Source organism: Acinetobacter sp. VT 511 (assembly GCF_001077515.1).
GTDB classification, from domain to species: Bacteria; Pseudomonadota; Gammaproteobacteria; order Pseudomonadales; family Moraxellaceae; genus Acinetobacter; species Acinetobacter schindleri.
In genome coordinates, this window is record NZ_LFRE01000047.1 from 147324 (window position 1) to 160917 (window position 13594).

The following is a 13594-nucleotide window of genomic DNA, read 5'->3' on the forward strand; positions in this document are numbered from 1 at the left end:
TGGACTCTCTATGGCGATAATAACCTGTTTAAATACAAAACGGTAGCGCAATAATTAAATACTACGCTACCGTTTACAGTAATCGTTCAGAAAATATTAGTTAACTTACATTAACAATACATTTCCTGTGCTTACTTAGTTGCTCATTTGCGCCTTGATCAGGTCACCAATAGTCTTAGGACCATTTTCTTGACCAGCAGCAGCTGTTTTCAAGTTAGCAACTGCTTCTTTCTCTTCAGCTTCGTCTTTCGCTTTGATAGACAAGTTGATAGAGCGAGATTTACGATCTACATTGATGATCTTAGCTTCAACTTCTTGACCAACTTCAAGGAACTTAGTTGCATCTTCAACGCGGTCGCGGTTGATTTCAGATGCTTTAAGAGTCGCTTCAACTTCGTCAGCTAACTTAACTGTAGCGCCTTTAGCGTCAACAGCAGTTACAGTACCTTTAACAAGCGCACCGCGTTCGTTAGCAGCTAAGAAATCGTTGAATGGATCGCTGTTCAATTGTTTGATGCCAAGGCTGATACGGTTGCCTTCAGCGTCTACAGACAAGATAACCGCTTCAACTGTGTCACCTTTCTTGTAACGACGAATCGCTTCTTCACCTTGTTCATTCCAAGAAATGTCAGACAAGTGAACTAGACCATCGATACCGCCTGGTAAACCAATGAAGATACCAAAGTCAGTGATAGACTTGATCGTACCAGATACTTTCTCGCCTTTGTCGTGGTTCTTAGCAAACTCTTCCCATGGGTTAGCACGAGTTTGTTTGATACCAAGAGAAATACGACGACGCTCTTCGTCTACTTCAAGAACCATAACGTCAACTTCGTCACCAATCTGAACAACTTTAGATGGGTGGATGTTTTTGTTCGTGTGGTCCATTTCAGACACGTGTACTAGACCTTCAACGCCTTCAGCGATTTCTGCGAAACAGCCGTAGTCAGTTAGGTTAGTTACGCGAGCTTTAACGATAGAACCTTTAGGGTAACGGCTCATGATCGCTAACCATGGATCTTCGCCTAATTGTTTAAGGCCTAAAGATACGCGGTTACGTTCGCGGTCGAATTTAAGTACTTTAACAGTAACTTCTTGACCAACTTCAACAACTTCTGATGGGTGCTTGATACGTTTCCAAGCCATGTCAGTGATGTGAAGAAGACCGTCGATACCGCCAAGGTCAACGAACGCGCCGTAGTCAGTAAGGTTCTTAATCGTACCAGTAACTGTTTGACCTTCTTCAAGCTGAGCAAGAAGCGCTTCACGGTCAGCTGAAGATTCAGCTTCCATAACAGCACGACGTGAAACAACAACGTTGTTACGTTTAGCGTCAAGCTTGATTACTTTGAATTCTAACTCTTTGCCTTCTAAGTGAGTCGTATCACGAATAGGACGAGTATCAACTAAAGAACCAGGAAGGAACGCACGTACTGGACCGATGTCAACAGTGAAACCGCCTTTAACTTTACCAGAGATAACACCAGTAACGATTTCGCCGTCTTCAAAGATTTTTTCAAGTTTAGTCCAAGTCTCAGCGCGTTTAGCTTTTTCGCGAGAAAGAACAGTTTGACCCATACCGTTGTCAAGTGCTTCAACAACTACGTCTACAGTGTCGCCAACTTGAACTTCAAGTTCGCGTTGTTCATTTAAGAACTCAGCACGGTCAACAACACCTTCAGATTTAAGGCCAGTGTCAACAGTTACCCAGTCAGAGTCGATGCTTACTACAACGCCTTGGATGACTGCACCCTTTTCAACGTTGAGGTTTAATTCGCTTTCTTCAAAGAGGGCTGCAAAAGATTCGGTCATGATATTTCCGATAAAGTCAGCGGTCTTGGATCAGACAAGGCCGGTTTAGTTAAGCGTCTACATAGTCCCATATAAAACTGATCGAGCTATGCGTCTGCTGAATTTGATAATTCGGTTAATGAGCTAACTGGCTGTCGATATAAGCGGTCATCAGATTAAATACTTCATCGATACCCAGTTCTGAGCTGTCGATAATATAAGCATCTGCTGCTGGCTTGAGCGGAGCGACCGTGCGTTCCATATCTCTTTTATCTCGAGCCTGTATATTTGCTAAAATGTCGCTTATTTTAGCATCCAGCCCCATGCCCTGCAACTGCTTTACTCGTCTGTTCGCACGTGATTCAGCCGATGCGGTCAAATATATCTTGGCTTGGGCATTCGGAAAGATGCTGGTTGCCATGTCACGACCATCTGCCACCAGACCTGGTGCTTGTGCAAAAGCATGCTGGCGGCCGACTAATGCAGCTCTAAGTTCAGGAATTGCAGCAACTTTTGAGGCAAACTCACCAACACGTTCAGTACGGATGGTGTGGGTCACATCCTCACCTTCTAACCATACCTGTATTCCGGTTGCAGTACTTGTAAACTGGATGTCTAAATTTGTAGCAATGTGTACGCATTTTTCCAGTTCACTATCTAATGATTCCAGCAAATCCTGCTGCTGCAATGACAATCCAAGCAAGCGATATAACGCACCTGAATCTAACAGATGGAAACCATAATGAGCTGCAATTTTCGCAGCGAGTGTCCCCTTGCCCGAACCACTTGGTCCATCAATGGTAATAATTTGAACTGTCATTGCTTTTCCATTGTTGTTTAAACAGATTTTGCGAGTTTCGCGAAGCCTAGTTTAATCCCTGCTTTTAGCTGTGCAAGGATTAATTTGCTGACAAAGGGTGCACGAGCCTGCAATTCAATGGTATAGGTCACCAGTGTCTTATCAGCTGAAACTGCTTCAAACTCGATAATACCCAAGTGATGTTTCACCAGCGGATTTTTAATAATTTTATATTCAATCCGCGAATTCGGCTCAAGTAGTGTGATCTGTTCCTTTAACGGCTTGATCGGCCCAATACCCAGGCTACGAATTGACCCCAGACCATCAGGACGTTCAGGATCCGCAGAATCCTTGATACGTTCCACCTGAATAGGTGCAAAGGCTACATTATAAGTTGCATGCTTAGACAACAAGTCAAACACCTGCGCTAAAGGTGCAGGAAATTCTTTTTTTACTTGTATGGCGTTCATCATAAGTCCTGGTTAGGGTTGTTATTTTTAAGGGCTAATATTAAACAGAATTCAGGCCTGATTCTGATCATTCATTTGCTTTTCTTGTAACTTTAATTGTCTTTTCTGTTCCCGGCGCATTCTAAAGAAATCGCTGAGCTGCCCGGCACACTGCGCTTGCAGGCATCCCGACTCAAACTCAAAAACATGATTGTAGTAGCCAGTTTCAAAGAGCTTACGTGCACTGATCAGTGAGCCTGCTTTCGGCTCTGTGGTACCAAAAACCACGCGAGAAATCCGTGAATGTACCAGTGCCCCTACACACATGGTGCAAGGCTCCAAAGTCACGTAGAGAACTGCATCATCAGGCAGGCGGTAGTTTTGAATGGCCTGACAGGCTTCACGAATGGCTACAATCTCTGCATGTGCGGTAGGGTCATTCAATGAAATTGGAGAATTGAAGCCTTGACCAATAATCTGGTTATCACTAACAATAATTGCACCCACAGGAATTTCTCTCTGCGCTGCCGCTAATGCAGCCTGCTCATAGGCAAACTGCATCCACTCTGCATCGGTTTTAATATGTTCAGTCATGAATCAGCTGATGACACCATACTGTCTTAATAACGCATTCCAGCTGTCAATTTGAGTGACGGGTGGATTATTGCCAAAGATACCTTTCAGACTCAGGTCAGTACCTTTCTCCCATTCCGGAGATAGATCCTTATCGACCAGACGTGCCCGCACACCTTCGACAAAGTCCGGATGACGGATTTTCCAATCGGAAATCTGGATTTCCAGCTCAAAAACTTCATTCCAGGAATGTACCTGTTTACCCCATTGCCATAATAACCAAGTTAAGGCAGCAGTCGCTGGAGAACCTTTTTGAAGATTTTCACTGGCTTGACGCAACCAGTCGCTACGCGCATCTCTTAAACCAACAATCGCTTCATAATCATGTTCAAAGTTAACGCCACGGCAGACACTATGAATGACATCAAGTGAATTTTGCAATGGTCCAGGCCCTACAGGACGATGCATACTGTTTAACGTATCATCAATAGCGCGGAAATCTCCCGCCGGATAATGCTCCCAGTCAACATTGACCATTTTGTGCAGAACAGCATCACGCTGCATATCGCAGATATGGGTAGCCCAGCCAATACCATACGCGCCAGCCGCGGTCATGATTGAACCTGTTAAACCGGTAAATAAACCAATCGCACCACGGTCTGCCAGGAAACGCGTTGCACCAACATCTGGATACAGACCGATATTGATTTCAGGCATTGCCAGACGGGAATATGGCGTTACCAGACGGAACGGTGCTGCCATAAATAAACCTAGACCACCACCCATCACATAACCTTCGCCCCATACCAGCACTGGTTTGGCATAGTTATGTAACAACAGATCTAAAGCATATTCCTGCTCAAAGAATTTGTTCGCAGTTGCAACTTCATCATTGATGACTAACTGACGCAATTTACGTACATCTCCACCTGCACAGAATGCTTTAGGGGTGGTCGAATCGAACCAAATTGCTTTTACATTGTCATCGTGATGAAAATCTTCAAAAACCTCAAGCAAGGCCGATGCAATGGTTTCATCCAGTGCATGTAGTGATTTCGGACGATTTAATCGAACGATGCGCCATCCATTTTGGGCTTCTTCGACAATCAAATCCGAGTGATATTGTTTTGATACAGGAGAATATGTCATGCGTCCAGCTGCCAATCTATAGGCTCAATGCCATGTTGTTTAAGATAATTGTTTGCTTTGGAAAATACTTTACAACCAAAGAATCCGCCACGGTTTGCCGACAACGGCGACGGGTGTGCGGCTTTAAGTACAAGATGTTTATTCTGGTCAATGCGTTGTCCTTTACGCTGCGCGTAAGCACCCCAAAGAATAAAGACTACATTTTCACGTTGTTCATTAATGACATCAATCACGTGATCAGTAAATTCTTCCCAGCCACGTTTTTGATGTGAAGTCGGCTGGCCCGCTTCTACGGTTAATACTGCATTCAGGAGCAATACACCTTGCTCTGCCCAATGGGTCAAGTTGCCATGTTTAGGAATAGGCACGCCCAGATCCGAATGCAACTCATGAAAAATATTACGCAAAGATGGAGGCAATACAACCCCTTTTTGCACCGAGAAACTCAAGCCATGTGCTTGATTCGGGCCATGATAAGGATCCTGTCCTAAAATCACCACTTTCACCTGATCCAGCGGTGTCGTATTTAGCGCATTAAAAATCAGATGATTCGGTGGATAAATAACTTTGTCTGCTTTCTTTTCTTCAATCAGAAAATTTTTAAGTGCATCCATTTTTGCACCGAGTAAAAAATCACTCAGGCTATATTTCCAGCTTTCATCCAGCTGGACTTTATTCAGTTTTGCAATTTGCTGTTCAGTTAATAAAGACATTTTTTCATCCTAAATTGATGTCATGCAGTTTAAAACTGAAACAGCTTAAACTTTTACCTGTAAGTCTACGGTTGGGTTGTGGAATGGAATTCCCTGTTTCAACTTGTTGAACATATCAGGATCGGTCCATTCAGCTTGTACCTGTTCAGAAAATTCAATCTGATCCAGGTTAAGTAGCCCCATTTGCTCATTTTCGATATCTTCCAAAAAGCTTTGCGCGTAACCGGTATCGGTTTCATGCACAATCACGGAATACACCTCAACATCTCCTTCACCATTCTGGGTAATGGTTGAAGCCAGCACCTGCTGCGCTAAAAAGAAGAAAATACGCGAGAACTGTTCAGCAGACGGCGATACTGGCAATGACACCCAACGTGCACTAAAATTCTTGCAGGCCTGAATGTATTCGGGATTATCATCCTGCCAAAAGCAGATAGCATGATCGAATGAATCAAAAAAGTCCTTGATGACACCTTTTAGCAAGCCAAAGTCATATACCATCTGACCATGATCGAGCTTAGAGGCTTTCAGTAATAATTCTACTTTATAACTATGACCATGGATCGAACGCTTACAGCGATCCGATGTGCAATTTCGCACGATATGAGCATTTTCAAACTTAAATAGCTTACGAATTAACATGTGCCGTAATGTCGTCAAAAAATAGGTGAATTCACTACAATTATAAAGCAAAACTAGAAGAAGGAGGATTAATTTTGCAGTTCACGTTAATAGACAAAACGGATCATATACAGCTTCTACGCACTCTGGCTGAAGTATGAAGATAATTTAAAATGGCGCCATACTGCGATACGAGACATAGACCTGCTTATCTTGCCGTATCAGATCACTGCTAAACTGACGCTTACGTTCACTCAGCATCACTTCAATCCGTGCTTTAAAGAACTGGGACTTTACGCCCAATAGCGTGGCAAACTGGTTACGATTTTCAGCAGCTACCTGATCAAAAGGAGCGACTTGCCAAAGTTCAGATATATTAGCAAAGTGCTCCTGTTTACCAAATTTAAGATCCAAAGCTTGTTGCACAGCATTCACATCCAGCTTGTCATCCAGACTTGCCAGCAAAGCCGCTGGTGCCGTATTGATATTCACCTGCGTATCCTTTAGCGGGGCTGCCGTTACGTATGGCAGCAGCAGTTTATAGCGGTTCTCTTCAAAACCTCGTACCAGCTTGAGTTGTTCTATACTATGAAAATTGGCATTGGGTGGCAATGCAGCATTTGGCAAACCTTGATAATGAATGGATTCTGCTCCCATAGCACCAATTGGCAGTTCATCTTGATCCTGCCAGTCAATCACTGCTTCACTTAATTGTTCCGGTAATCCAACCCGTTTCAAAATCAGTTCAAACCATTTTTTCGCCGGTTCATTTACGGTTCCATCTTCAGCCACCAGACTGTTCAGATTAAACTTGCCCGACTCATCCTCTAGCCTGCCAGCAATATAGCCATCATCCACAGGAAAAGGTGGCATCTGTTGTGCCCAGGTTTCGTTCAGATGATCAATATCAGCGGCATTTTCAGCATCATCTACAAGCAACTCGGAAAAGAAGGCTTCAGCACTTTTGGCATACATCAAGGACTGATTTTGGCGCATCAGATAAGCTGTACTTTCCGCGGTCGCAGCCTGACGTTTGGCAATCGTTGCCGCCAGGATGGTTGCCAGTGCAACCATGACCAGAATGGTTATTAATGCGATACCCTGTTGCTGCTTCATACTTCGATCCTATGAGCTGCCTATATTATTGGTATTATTTGACAGATAATCTGTGTTCAGCAGACTGAACAACCATTCATATTGCACACCCTGTACAGTCAGATTGATCTTGATACCTTTCGGTAAAAGCTGCTTGTTTTCAGTACGATTTAAATCTAGTCCACTTTCCGGCCATTGTGTGATTTCATTTGGATTCAGTGCAGTAATTTGAAACTGTTCTACATCACTTAGCAATATGCTCGATTCAGGTTGATCGCGTCCGGTCTGGTTCAGGTTCCTGAATTTAAGCCGATAGACTTTTTGCTCATCCGCCCGGTATTGATATTCCACCCGCTCATCCGGCGCGATGCCTTGTTCCAGTGGATCCGTAACACCAGTCTTACTAAAATTAAAACGACCATCTTGCAATACTAAAGCTGGCTGAATATCACCATTTACATTTGCGGTTAAGGGTACTGTTTGCACCATATCACGCAGAATCTGCTGATAGCCTTGCTGTAATTGATTTAACTTTTGTTCATGAAGGGTATTTTGATCGCGCGTGACCCGGATATGATCAAAGACCTGCCATCCCAATGCAGACAATACGGCAAAGATCGCAATCGCAACCAGAAGCTCGACCAGGGTAAATCCATTTTTTTTCATTGTGTCTGATTCACCCGATGATTAAAAAACACCAGACTGCTGACACCAGATTCCAATTGTCCGGTATCGGCATTGACAATACCGACCTGAATATCAACGCGCTGTACATTTGGGCTAATGGTTGGTTCAGATTTCTTATCAATCTGCCAGGACTCACCCTGCTGGGTAATTTGCCGGGATGAAGTTCCTGTTAGCCATTCCTGATTGATTTCCATTTGTGCTGCTTCATTTAAAGCAACAAACTGAGCTTTGGTGCGTAAGATGGCATGGGAAGTCGACTGGGTATATTGCATTGCTACTTTAGTCAGTGCCATGGCTGCGGTAGCAAAGATTGCCAGTGCGACCATGACTTCCAGCAAAGTAAAACCTGAGGCACGATTAAGTCGAGTAACACTCGACCTGAGCGGCATTGTCGCGCAAGAAAGTTCAAAAGCTGTGCTTGAGGAGCTGCGATGAGTGTAATGCTGCTTCACCGCTGTGTAAGATAAAGAGCTATGCTCGAGGTACACATAATGAAATCGATCAGCACTCGCCTTAAATGACTTGATTGCATCAGCTCCAGCACTCTGCTTGAAATATTTAAATTTCATTGCTTTTACCCAGGTGGTCGATTTCAATCGCAGAACCGACTTCATTATTATCAAGATAAAACTGAATCCGTACCGGCTTCACTTCCCCATTGCCGAGCCAAATCAATTTTGGCGCATCCTGCATGGTCAAATCCCGGTTTTGTGCATTTTCATAACGCTGATCCAAGGGTTGAATCTGCAAAGATACTTTATCTGGCAAAGCTTGGGTCTTAAATTCAGTATAGTGAATCCATTTCTGTGATGTGCTACTTAAGCTAAAATCGGTATTGGTGGGATTTTTTTGATATTCCACCACAGTGTACTGAAATGGGCTGACATCCGTTGCCGGCTGGGTCTGCAAGGCGAGTACACGCGCCTGATCATTCGCTTCACGTAAAATACGTTGTAAATCCAGCATAAACACTTCACGTGCCTGCATCGCTTTACGTTGATCTACCCCACCTATATTCAGCATCACCAGAGATGCCAGAATTCCCATAATAACAATCACCACCATCAATTCAATGAGTGTAAAACCACGATTTGATGATAGAGACTGGATTTTCATGAAATGCCTTTAAGCAAATTGCTCAACCGAATTAATTTTCTTGGGTAAAGCCAAAGCCTGGTCGATATAGGCCACACGTAAAGTATCACGAGAACCAAGGTAACGCTGATAGAAACTGGAGTTCAGGATTGCAGCTGCACCATGAGTCAGTGACCAAATTGAAGCAAGATAATCACGTACTGGCATACTGCTTTGAATTGATTCGAGATAGCTTTCTGTCATACGAATAATCAGACGTAAACGCTGTTTTCGGATTTGGTAAAGCTCAGTAAATAATTGCTGAATACCTACCCCAGTCGTCGATAAGCGTTCCTCAATCTGATGAAACAGTACCGTACGCTCCGGATGATGCAAATGATGCAACATGAAGAAAGCCAAATGTTCTGGAAAAGCCTTTTCAGCATCCTGGATCATTTCCAGCAGCATACGTTCATTACGGATGATGAGCAGCATGTACAGCTCATCCTTGCTTTGGAAATGTTTATAGAGTGTGCCTTTAGCCAAATCCAGTTCTGCAGCCAACGCATCTAGCGTCATACCGGCTTCACCATTTTCAAGTAGCAGCTGTTCTGCCACTTGAAAAATCAAGGTTTCTCTTGCTCGAAACTGAGCCTGACGATCCATCTTCACCCTATAACTCTCTTCTGCTCTTATTTAATTCGTATTACTTAAAACTTAGAAGATTTTCAAAATTCTGCATTGTGATTGCAGCCATTTCTTCCAAGCTCTTATCATATACATCACATAAGGCTTTGGCTACAAATGGAACGTATTTCGGTTCATTTGATTTACCCCGATAAGGCACGGGTGCCAGATAAGGACTATCTGTCTCTATCAACACGCGATCCAGTGGAACCTGTTTCGCCACATCACGTAAATCCTGCGCATTTTTGAAAGAAACAATGCCTGAGAAAGAAACATAATAACCACAGTCAAGAACTGCTTTGGCTGTTTCCCAGTCTTCGGTAAAACAGTGCAAGATGCCATGTGTAGATTTTTCAGCGCGAATGATATCTACTGTGTCATGCTTGGCTGAACGGGTGTGGACCACCACCGGTTTTTTCACGACTTGTGAAGCATGGATGTGGCGTGCAAAACATTCTTTCTGTTCTTGGATAAAATCAGTGCTATGGAAATAATCTAGACCTGTTTCACCTAAAGCCCAAACTTTTCCTGGCTGTGCCAGCTCAACCAGATAATCCGTAGTTGCGCGCGCCATGGTTGCAGCATCTTCACAAGGATGCACACCCACGGTGTAGCCTACATCAGTATGTCGTGCCGCAATCTTGGCCAGTTCGATATGATCATCAAGATCTACCGAAATACTCATAAACTTGGAAACACCTGCTTCACGTGCCTGTGCCAATGCCAGATCCAGATCACCGCTGTAAGGTGTTAAGTCGAGTAAAGTTAAATGACAATGCGTATCTACAAACACGGTGTAGTCCTTTTCAGCAGGGAGAATTACATAGTGTAGCTTCTACGCCCTGCAGATTTAAGCCCCGTAATCAGTCGTTCGGCCTCATTTTTAAAGAAAACGCCTTTATCACCGCTTAACTGGATGCCAAAACCTTGTGGTTTAATGCCATTTTGTTTTTGTGATACCCAGATGACTTTACCGGTTAAAGGAATTTTTTGTGATTGTTCAGGTAAAGTAGTCAGGACGAAAACTTCATCCCCGAGCTTTACTGTCTGATTGGAAGGAATAAAAAGACCGCCGCCTGCAACAAATGGCATATAGCTGGCAAATAGAGTTTCAATATCAGGAATATTCGCTTGAATAATACCCCCCATACGTGATTGCATATTCTTCTCCTTGTTCGTTAAAGATTCATCAGTCGAATACAGAGCTGATCCAGAACCAGATTGCTTTGTACATTCTGCTCCAGATACTGTTTGGACTGCTGAAATTCCCCATAAATATCAAAAAGCTGTTCTAATGAATATTGTTCAGCCAATACATCAAATTCCAAATCGATGTTTTTAACGGCTTGATTTAGCTTGACACAAATCAAATCCGACAACAAGTATTCAAACATCTGCCCGAAATCACTAAAGTTCAGGCTTTTGTTCCATCGCGTCGCAATTGCGATCGGCATATTTTTTTCTATGACCAGTTTTTTCCAGTCTTGCAAAAAATCCTGACGCATCGGCATCCAGGCACTCTGAGCCACTTCAATCGCCTGTAACGGCATCTGATTGGCCAGATTCATTAATAATTGCTGTTGGGAAGATCCTGCATCTGGTAAATATTCATTTAAATAATTTGTGGCCTGATCTGATGTAATGCGATCCAAAGCAAAATGCTGTAAACGGCTGCGAATTGTCGCGGGTAATTTTAAGTAATGATCAGCCAGCAGAATAATAACAATATTTTCACCTGGCTCTTCCAGGGTTTTCAGCAAAGCATTGGAAGAGGCAATATTCAGTGCTTCAGCAGGCTCTATGACAATAACACGCCAACCATCAACAGTTTGCTGCACAAATGGCAATAAATCCCGGATCTTTTCAATCTTGATTTTGGCATTCTGTTTTTTGTTTTCTTCATCGGTACTGATATAAACATAATTGGGATGAGTATCTGCTTTAAGCCACTGACAACTGCCACATTCACCACATGGCAAATTGCGCATATGACGATTTTGACATAATACCCATGCTAGAAATTGCTGGGTAAAAGCTTCCTTACCACAACCCTTTTTGCCATAAAACAGTAGTCCATGCCCAAGCTGGGGAAAACGCCCAGTAAGCGTATCCCAGACTTGTTGTTGCCAAGGATAAATTTGTGCGGTGGCATCAAGCGGCATGCTAAATTCTCAAATTAGGCGAATACAGATGGATCAAGCTGGTTCAGACGATCCAGATCCTGCTGGGTATCTACACCAGGGGGCAAACTCACTTCAGCAACAGAGATGGCAATACGGTGACCATTTTCCAGCACACGCAACTGTTCTAAAGATTCCAGCTTTTCCAGAACGCCCATTTCCCAGGTTACATATTCCTGAAGCAACTTCACCCGATAAGCATACAGCCCCAAATGACGATAGGCCTGGTCATGCAGTTTCTGCTCAGCTTGTTTTGCTCCATCACGATCATAAGGAATCGTTGCACGGCTAAAATACAGCGCCTGATTGTGCTTTGACATCACCACTTTCACGATACTGTCACGCTGAAATTCTTCAAGCTGATGAATCGACTCACAAAGTGTCGACATAGACGATTCTGGCTGATCGACCAGTAGCTGAGCCACCTGCTGAACCAGTTGCGCAGGTAATAACGGCTCATCACCTTGGACATTAACGATAATATCATCACTTGCCCAACCTTTAATTTTTGCTACTTCACTTAGGCGGTCGGTTCCCGATGGATGATCAGGTGAAGTAATGACAACATCCACACCTTCAGCACGACATACGGCTGCAATACGTTCATCATCTGTCGCTACACATAGATCATCAAAACCTTTTACTTTACGCGCCTGATCGACCACACGCAGAATCATTGGACGACCATGAATCTCTAATAAAGGTTTACCCGGCAGACGTGAGCTGGCAAAGCGTGCAGGAATGACAATGTGTTTCATAATGAATAAACCTTAAGAAATAGAAATACCGTATTCACCAAGTTGTTGCTGCAAGATCGCATAACAGGCTGGCGATAATATTGCCTCAACAGGCACCACCCAGATATCACGATTAAATTCCAGATTCTGTTTGAGTAAAGTCATAATCTTTACTGCATCTTTCTCAGTGGTAATGATCGGATAATTATCTTCAAACTGCAGATCTTCAATTTCATAGTCATGATGATCTGGAAATTCATGGCACTGGAATTGCTGAATACCCAGGCTTTCCAAGGTCTGATAGAAACGCTGTGGAAAACCAATCCCGACGACGGCATAAAAAGGTAAGTTCGGATCAAAAGTCTGCGACCCTGCCCGATTGAGTAAATACGGCTGTGAGGGAGCCAAATGCATATGCAAGTCAGATTGCGGATGAGCCGCATGCTCAATTACAGTACCAGTTTTTAGACGTTCAACCGGCTCACGTAAATAACCTTCAGGCAGAAGTTTCTGATTACCCAGACCACGATTATTATCCAGCACAATCCACTCAATCTGACGATTCAAAGCCCAGTGCTGTAAACCATCATCACAAATAATCAAATCCAGATTATGTTTGGACAATAGCAGCTCTATACTCTGCTGACGATTAGGACCAACAGCCATCGGTACACCCGTCGACTGGACAATCAGTGCGGGTTCATCCCCCACACTTTCTGCGGTCGCCTGCGTATCGACATAGCAAGGAAATGGACCTTTACCTCCATAACCCCGGCTGATCACGCCAACCCGGACATTTTGTTTTTCTAGATATTCAACCAAATGGATCAGTAATGGAGTTTTCCCACTCCCACCCACAGTAATATTACCAATAACCATCACAGGTACAGGTGCGGTATAACTTGCTTTAAAACCTTTATCATATAAGGCTTTATTTAAGCTAAATCCGATCTGGTACAGCCAGGACAATGGTCGAAATACAATCAGCCATTTAGCCTGTGTATTCCAGGCATCCTGAATGACCTGTGCCAGTGACATA

At 43.5% G+C, this 13594-nt stretch carries 17 protein-coding genes; all 17 read right to left on the bottom strand.

Features of this window, described 5'->3' with window-relative positions; translation table 11 throughout:
- Positions 1–135: 135 nt before the first annotated feature.
- Complete coding sequence (gene rpsA / locus ACS72_RS04060; protein WP_004815604.1) at positions 136–1812, bottom strand: 30S ribosomal protein S1; 1677 nt, start codon at positions 1810–1812, stop codon at positions 136–138.
- A 115-nt stretch (positions 1813–1927) separates the two neighbouring features.
- Positions 1928–2611 carry a (d)CMP kinase gene (gene cmk / locus ACS72_RS04065; protein WP_004815601.1) on the bottom strand — a complete coding sequence of 228 codons (684 nt, stop codon included), beginning with the start codon at positions 2609–2611 and terminating at the stop codon, positions 1928–1930.
- A gap of 17 nt (positions 2612–2628) precedes the next feature.
- A complete protein-coding gene (locus ACS72_RS04070) occupies positions 2629–3060 on the bottom strand; it encodes an SRPBCC family protein (RefSeq protein ID WP_048881303.1) in 432 nt (143 codons plus the stop codon).
- A 51-nt stretch (positions 3061–3111) separates the two neighbouring features.
- Positions 3112–3633 (bottom strand): tRNA adenosine(34) deaminase TadA, encoded by a 522-nt coding sequence (gene tadA, locus ACS72_RS04075; RefSeq protein WP_048881304.1) that lies wholly within the window; start codon positions 3631–3633, stop codon positions 3112–3114.
- A 3-nt stretch (positions 3634–3636) separates the two neighbouring features.
- A complete protein-coding gene (locus ACS72_RS04080; RefSeq protein ID WP_004892809.1) occupies positions 3637–4761 on the bottom strand; it encodes an enoyl-CoA hydratase/isomerase family protein in 1125 nt (374 codons plus the stop codon).
- Positions 4758–5474 carry a uracil-DNA glycosylase gene (gene ung / locus ACS72_RS04085; protein ID WP_048881305.1) on the bottom strand — a complete coding sequence of 239 codons (717 nt, stop codon included), beginning with the start codon at positions 5472–5474 and terminating at the stop codon, positions 4758–4760. The genes ACS72_RS04080 and ung overlap by 4 nt, the downstream gene beginning before the upstream one ends.
- 45 nt (positions 5475–5519) lie before the next feature.
- Entirely contained in the window at positions 5520–6116 is a 597-nt protein-coding gene (locus ACS72_RS04090) for a 6-carboxytetrahydropterin synthase (RefSeq protein ID WP_048881306.1), read from the bottom strand.
- Between the two features lie 147 nt (positions 6117–6263).
- A complete protein-coding gene (gspK, locus tag ACS72_RS04095; protein ID WP_048881307.1) occupies positions 6264–7211 on the bottom strand; it encodes a type II secretion system minor pseudopilin GspK in 948 nt (315 codons plus the stop codon).
- Between the two features lie 9 nt (positions 7212–7220).
- Complete coding sequence (gspJ, locus tag ACS72_RS04100) at positions 7221–7856, bottom strand: type II secretion system minor pseudopilin GspJ (protein WP_048881308.1); 636 nt, start codon at positions 7854–7856, stop codon at positions 7221–7223.
- The gene (gene gspI, locus ACS72_RS04105) at positions 7853–8446 is read right to left on the bottom strand and encodes a type II secretion system minor pseudopilin GspI (RefSeq protein WP_171249839.1); all 594 of its coding nucleotides are present in this window, start codon (positions 8444–8446) and stop codon (positions 7853–7855) included. The genes gspJ and gspI overlap by 4 nt, the downstream gene beginning before the upstream one ends.
- Positions 8436–8993, bottom strand: a complete 558-nt coding sequence (locus ACS72_RS04110; RefSeq protein WP_004815582.1) for a type II secretion system protein — start codon at positions 8991–8993, stop codon at positions 8436–8438. Before ACS72_RS04110 ends, gspI begins: the two co-directional genes overlap by 11 nt.
- A gap of 9 nt (positions 8994–9002) precedes the next feature.
- Positions 9003–9617, bottom strand: coding sequence for a TetR/AcrR family transcriptional regulator (locus ACS72_RS04115; RefSeq protein WP_004892793.1), 615 nt, complete (start codon positions 9615–9617; stop codon positions 9003–9005).
- 40 nt (positions 9618–9657) lie between these two features.
- Positions 9658–10431 carry a TatD family hydrolase gene (locus ACS72_RS04120; protein WP_048881309.1) on the bottom strand — a complete coding sequence of 258 codons (774 nt, stop codon included), beginning with the start codon at positions 10429–10431 and terminating at the stop codon, positions 9658–9660.
- A 26-nt stretch (positions 10432–10457) separates the two neighbouring features.
- The gene (locus ACS72_RS04125; RefSeq protein ID WP_004892789.1) at positions 10458–10799 is read right to left on the bottom strand and encodes a PilZ domain-containing protein; all 342 of its coding nucleotides are present in this window, start codon (positions 10797–10799) and stop codon (positions 10458–10460) included.
- A gap of 17 nt (positions 10800–10816) precedes the next feature.
- Positions 10817–11800 (bottom strand): hypothetical protein, encoded by a 984-nt coding sequence (locus ACS72_RS04130; RefSeq protein WP_004815574.1) that lies wholly within the window; start codon positions 11798–11800, stop codon positions 10817–10819.
- Positions 11801–11814: 14 nt separating this feature from the next.
- Positions 11815–12576: a 3-deoxy-manno-octulosonate cytidylyltransferase gene (kdsB, locus tag ACS72_RS04135; RefSeq protein WP_048881310.1), complete on the bottom strand. Its 762-nt coding sequence runs from the start codon at positions 12574–12576 to the stop codon at positions 11815–11817.
- Between the two features lie 12 nt (positions 12577–12588).
- On the bottom strand, positions 12589–13593 hold the full coding sequence (gene lpxK, locus ACS72_RS04140) for a tetraacyldisaccharide 4'-kinase (RefSeq protein ID WP_048881311.1): 1005 nt from the start codon (positions 13591–13593) through the stop codon (positions 12589–12591).
- Between the last annotated feature and the right edge of the window lies 1 nt (position 13594).

What these genes read in the sequence shown, in the direction of transcription:
- gspK (WP_048881307.1), bottom strand. Translation starts at nt 7,211, where the DNA reads ATGAAGCAGCAACAGGGTATCGCATTAATAACCATTCTGGTCATGGTT.
- tadA (WP_048881304.1), bottom strand. Translation starts at nt 3,633, where the DNA reads ATGACTGAACATATTAAAACCGATGCAGAGTGGATGCAGTTTGCCTAT.
- ung (WP_048881305.1), bottom strand. Translation starts at nt 5,474, where the DNA reads ATGTCTTTATTAACTGAACAGCAAATTGCAAAACTGAATAAAGTCCAG.
- gspI (WP_171249839.1), bottom strand. Translation starts at nt 8,446, where the DNA reads ATGAAATTTAAATATTTCAAGCAGAGTGCTGGAGCTGATGCAATCAAG.
- ACS72_RS04080 (WP_004892809.1), bottom strand. Translation starts at nt 4,761, where the DNA reads ATGACATATTCTCCTGTATCAAAACAATATCACTCGGATTTGATTGTC.
- ACS72_RS04070 (WP_048881303.1), bottom strand. Translation starts at nt 3,060, where the DNA reads ATGAACGCCATACAAGTAAAAAAAGAATTTCCTGCACCTTTAGCGCAG.
- lpxK (WP_048881311.1), bottom strand. Translation starts at nt 13,593, where the DNA reads ATGTCACTGGCACAGGTCATTCAGGATGCCTGGAATACACAGGCTAAA.
- ACS72_RS04115 (WP_004892793.1), bottom strand. Translation starts at nt 9,617, where the DNA reads ATGGATCGTCAGGCTCAGTTTCGAGCAAGAGAAACCTTGATTTTTCAA.
- ACS72_RS04125 (WP_004892789.1), bottom strand. Translation starts at nt 10,799, where the DNA reads ATGCAATCACGTATGGGGGGTATTATTCAAGCGAATATTCCTGATATT.
- kdsB (WP_048881310.1), bottom strand. Translation starts at nt 12,576, where the DNA reads ATGAAACACATTGTCATTCCTGCACGCTTTGCCAGCTCACGTCTGCCG.
- rpsA (WP_004815604.1), bottom strand. Translation starts at nt 1,812, where the DNA reads ATGACCGAATCTTTTGCAGCCCTCTTTGAAGAAAGCGAATTAAACCTC.
- ACS72_RS04130 (WP_004815574.1), bottom strand. Translation starts at nt 11,800, where the DNA reads ATGCCGCTTGATGCCACCGCACAAATTTATCCTTGGCAACAACAAGTC.
- gspJ (WP_048881308.1), bottom strand. Translation starts at nt 7,856, where the DNA reads ATGAAAAAAAATGGATTTACCCTGGTCGAGCTTCTGGTTGCGATTGCG.
- ACS72_RS04090 (WP_048881306.1), bottom strand. Translation starts at nt 6,116, where the DNA reads ATGTTAATTCGTAAGCTATTTAAGTTTGAAAATGCTCATATCGTGCGA.
- ACS72_RS04110 (WP_004815582.1), bottom strand. Translation starts at nt 8,993, where the DNA reads ATGAAAATCCAGTCTCTATCATCAAATCGTGGTTTTACACTCATTGAA.
- cmk (WP_004815601.1), bottom strand. Translation starts at nt 2,611, where the DNA reads ATGACAGTTCAAATTATTACCATTGATGGACCAAGTGGTTCGGGCAAG.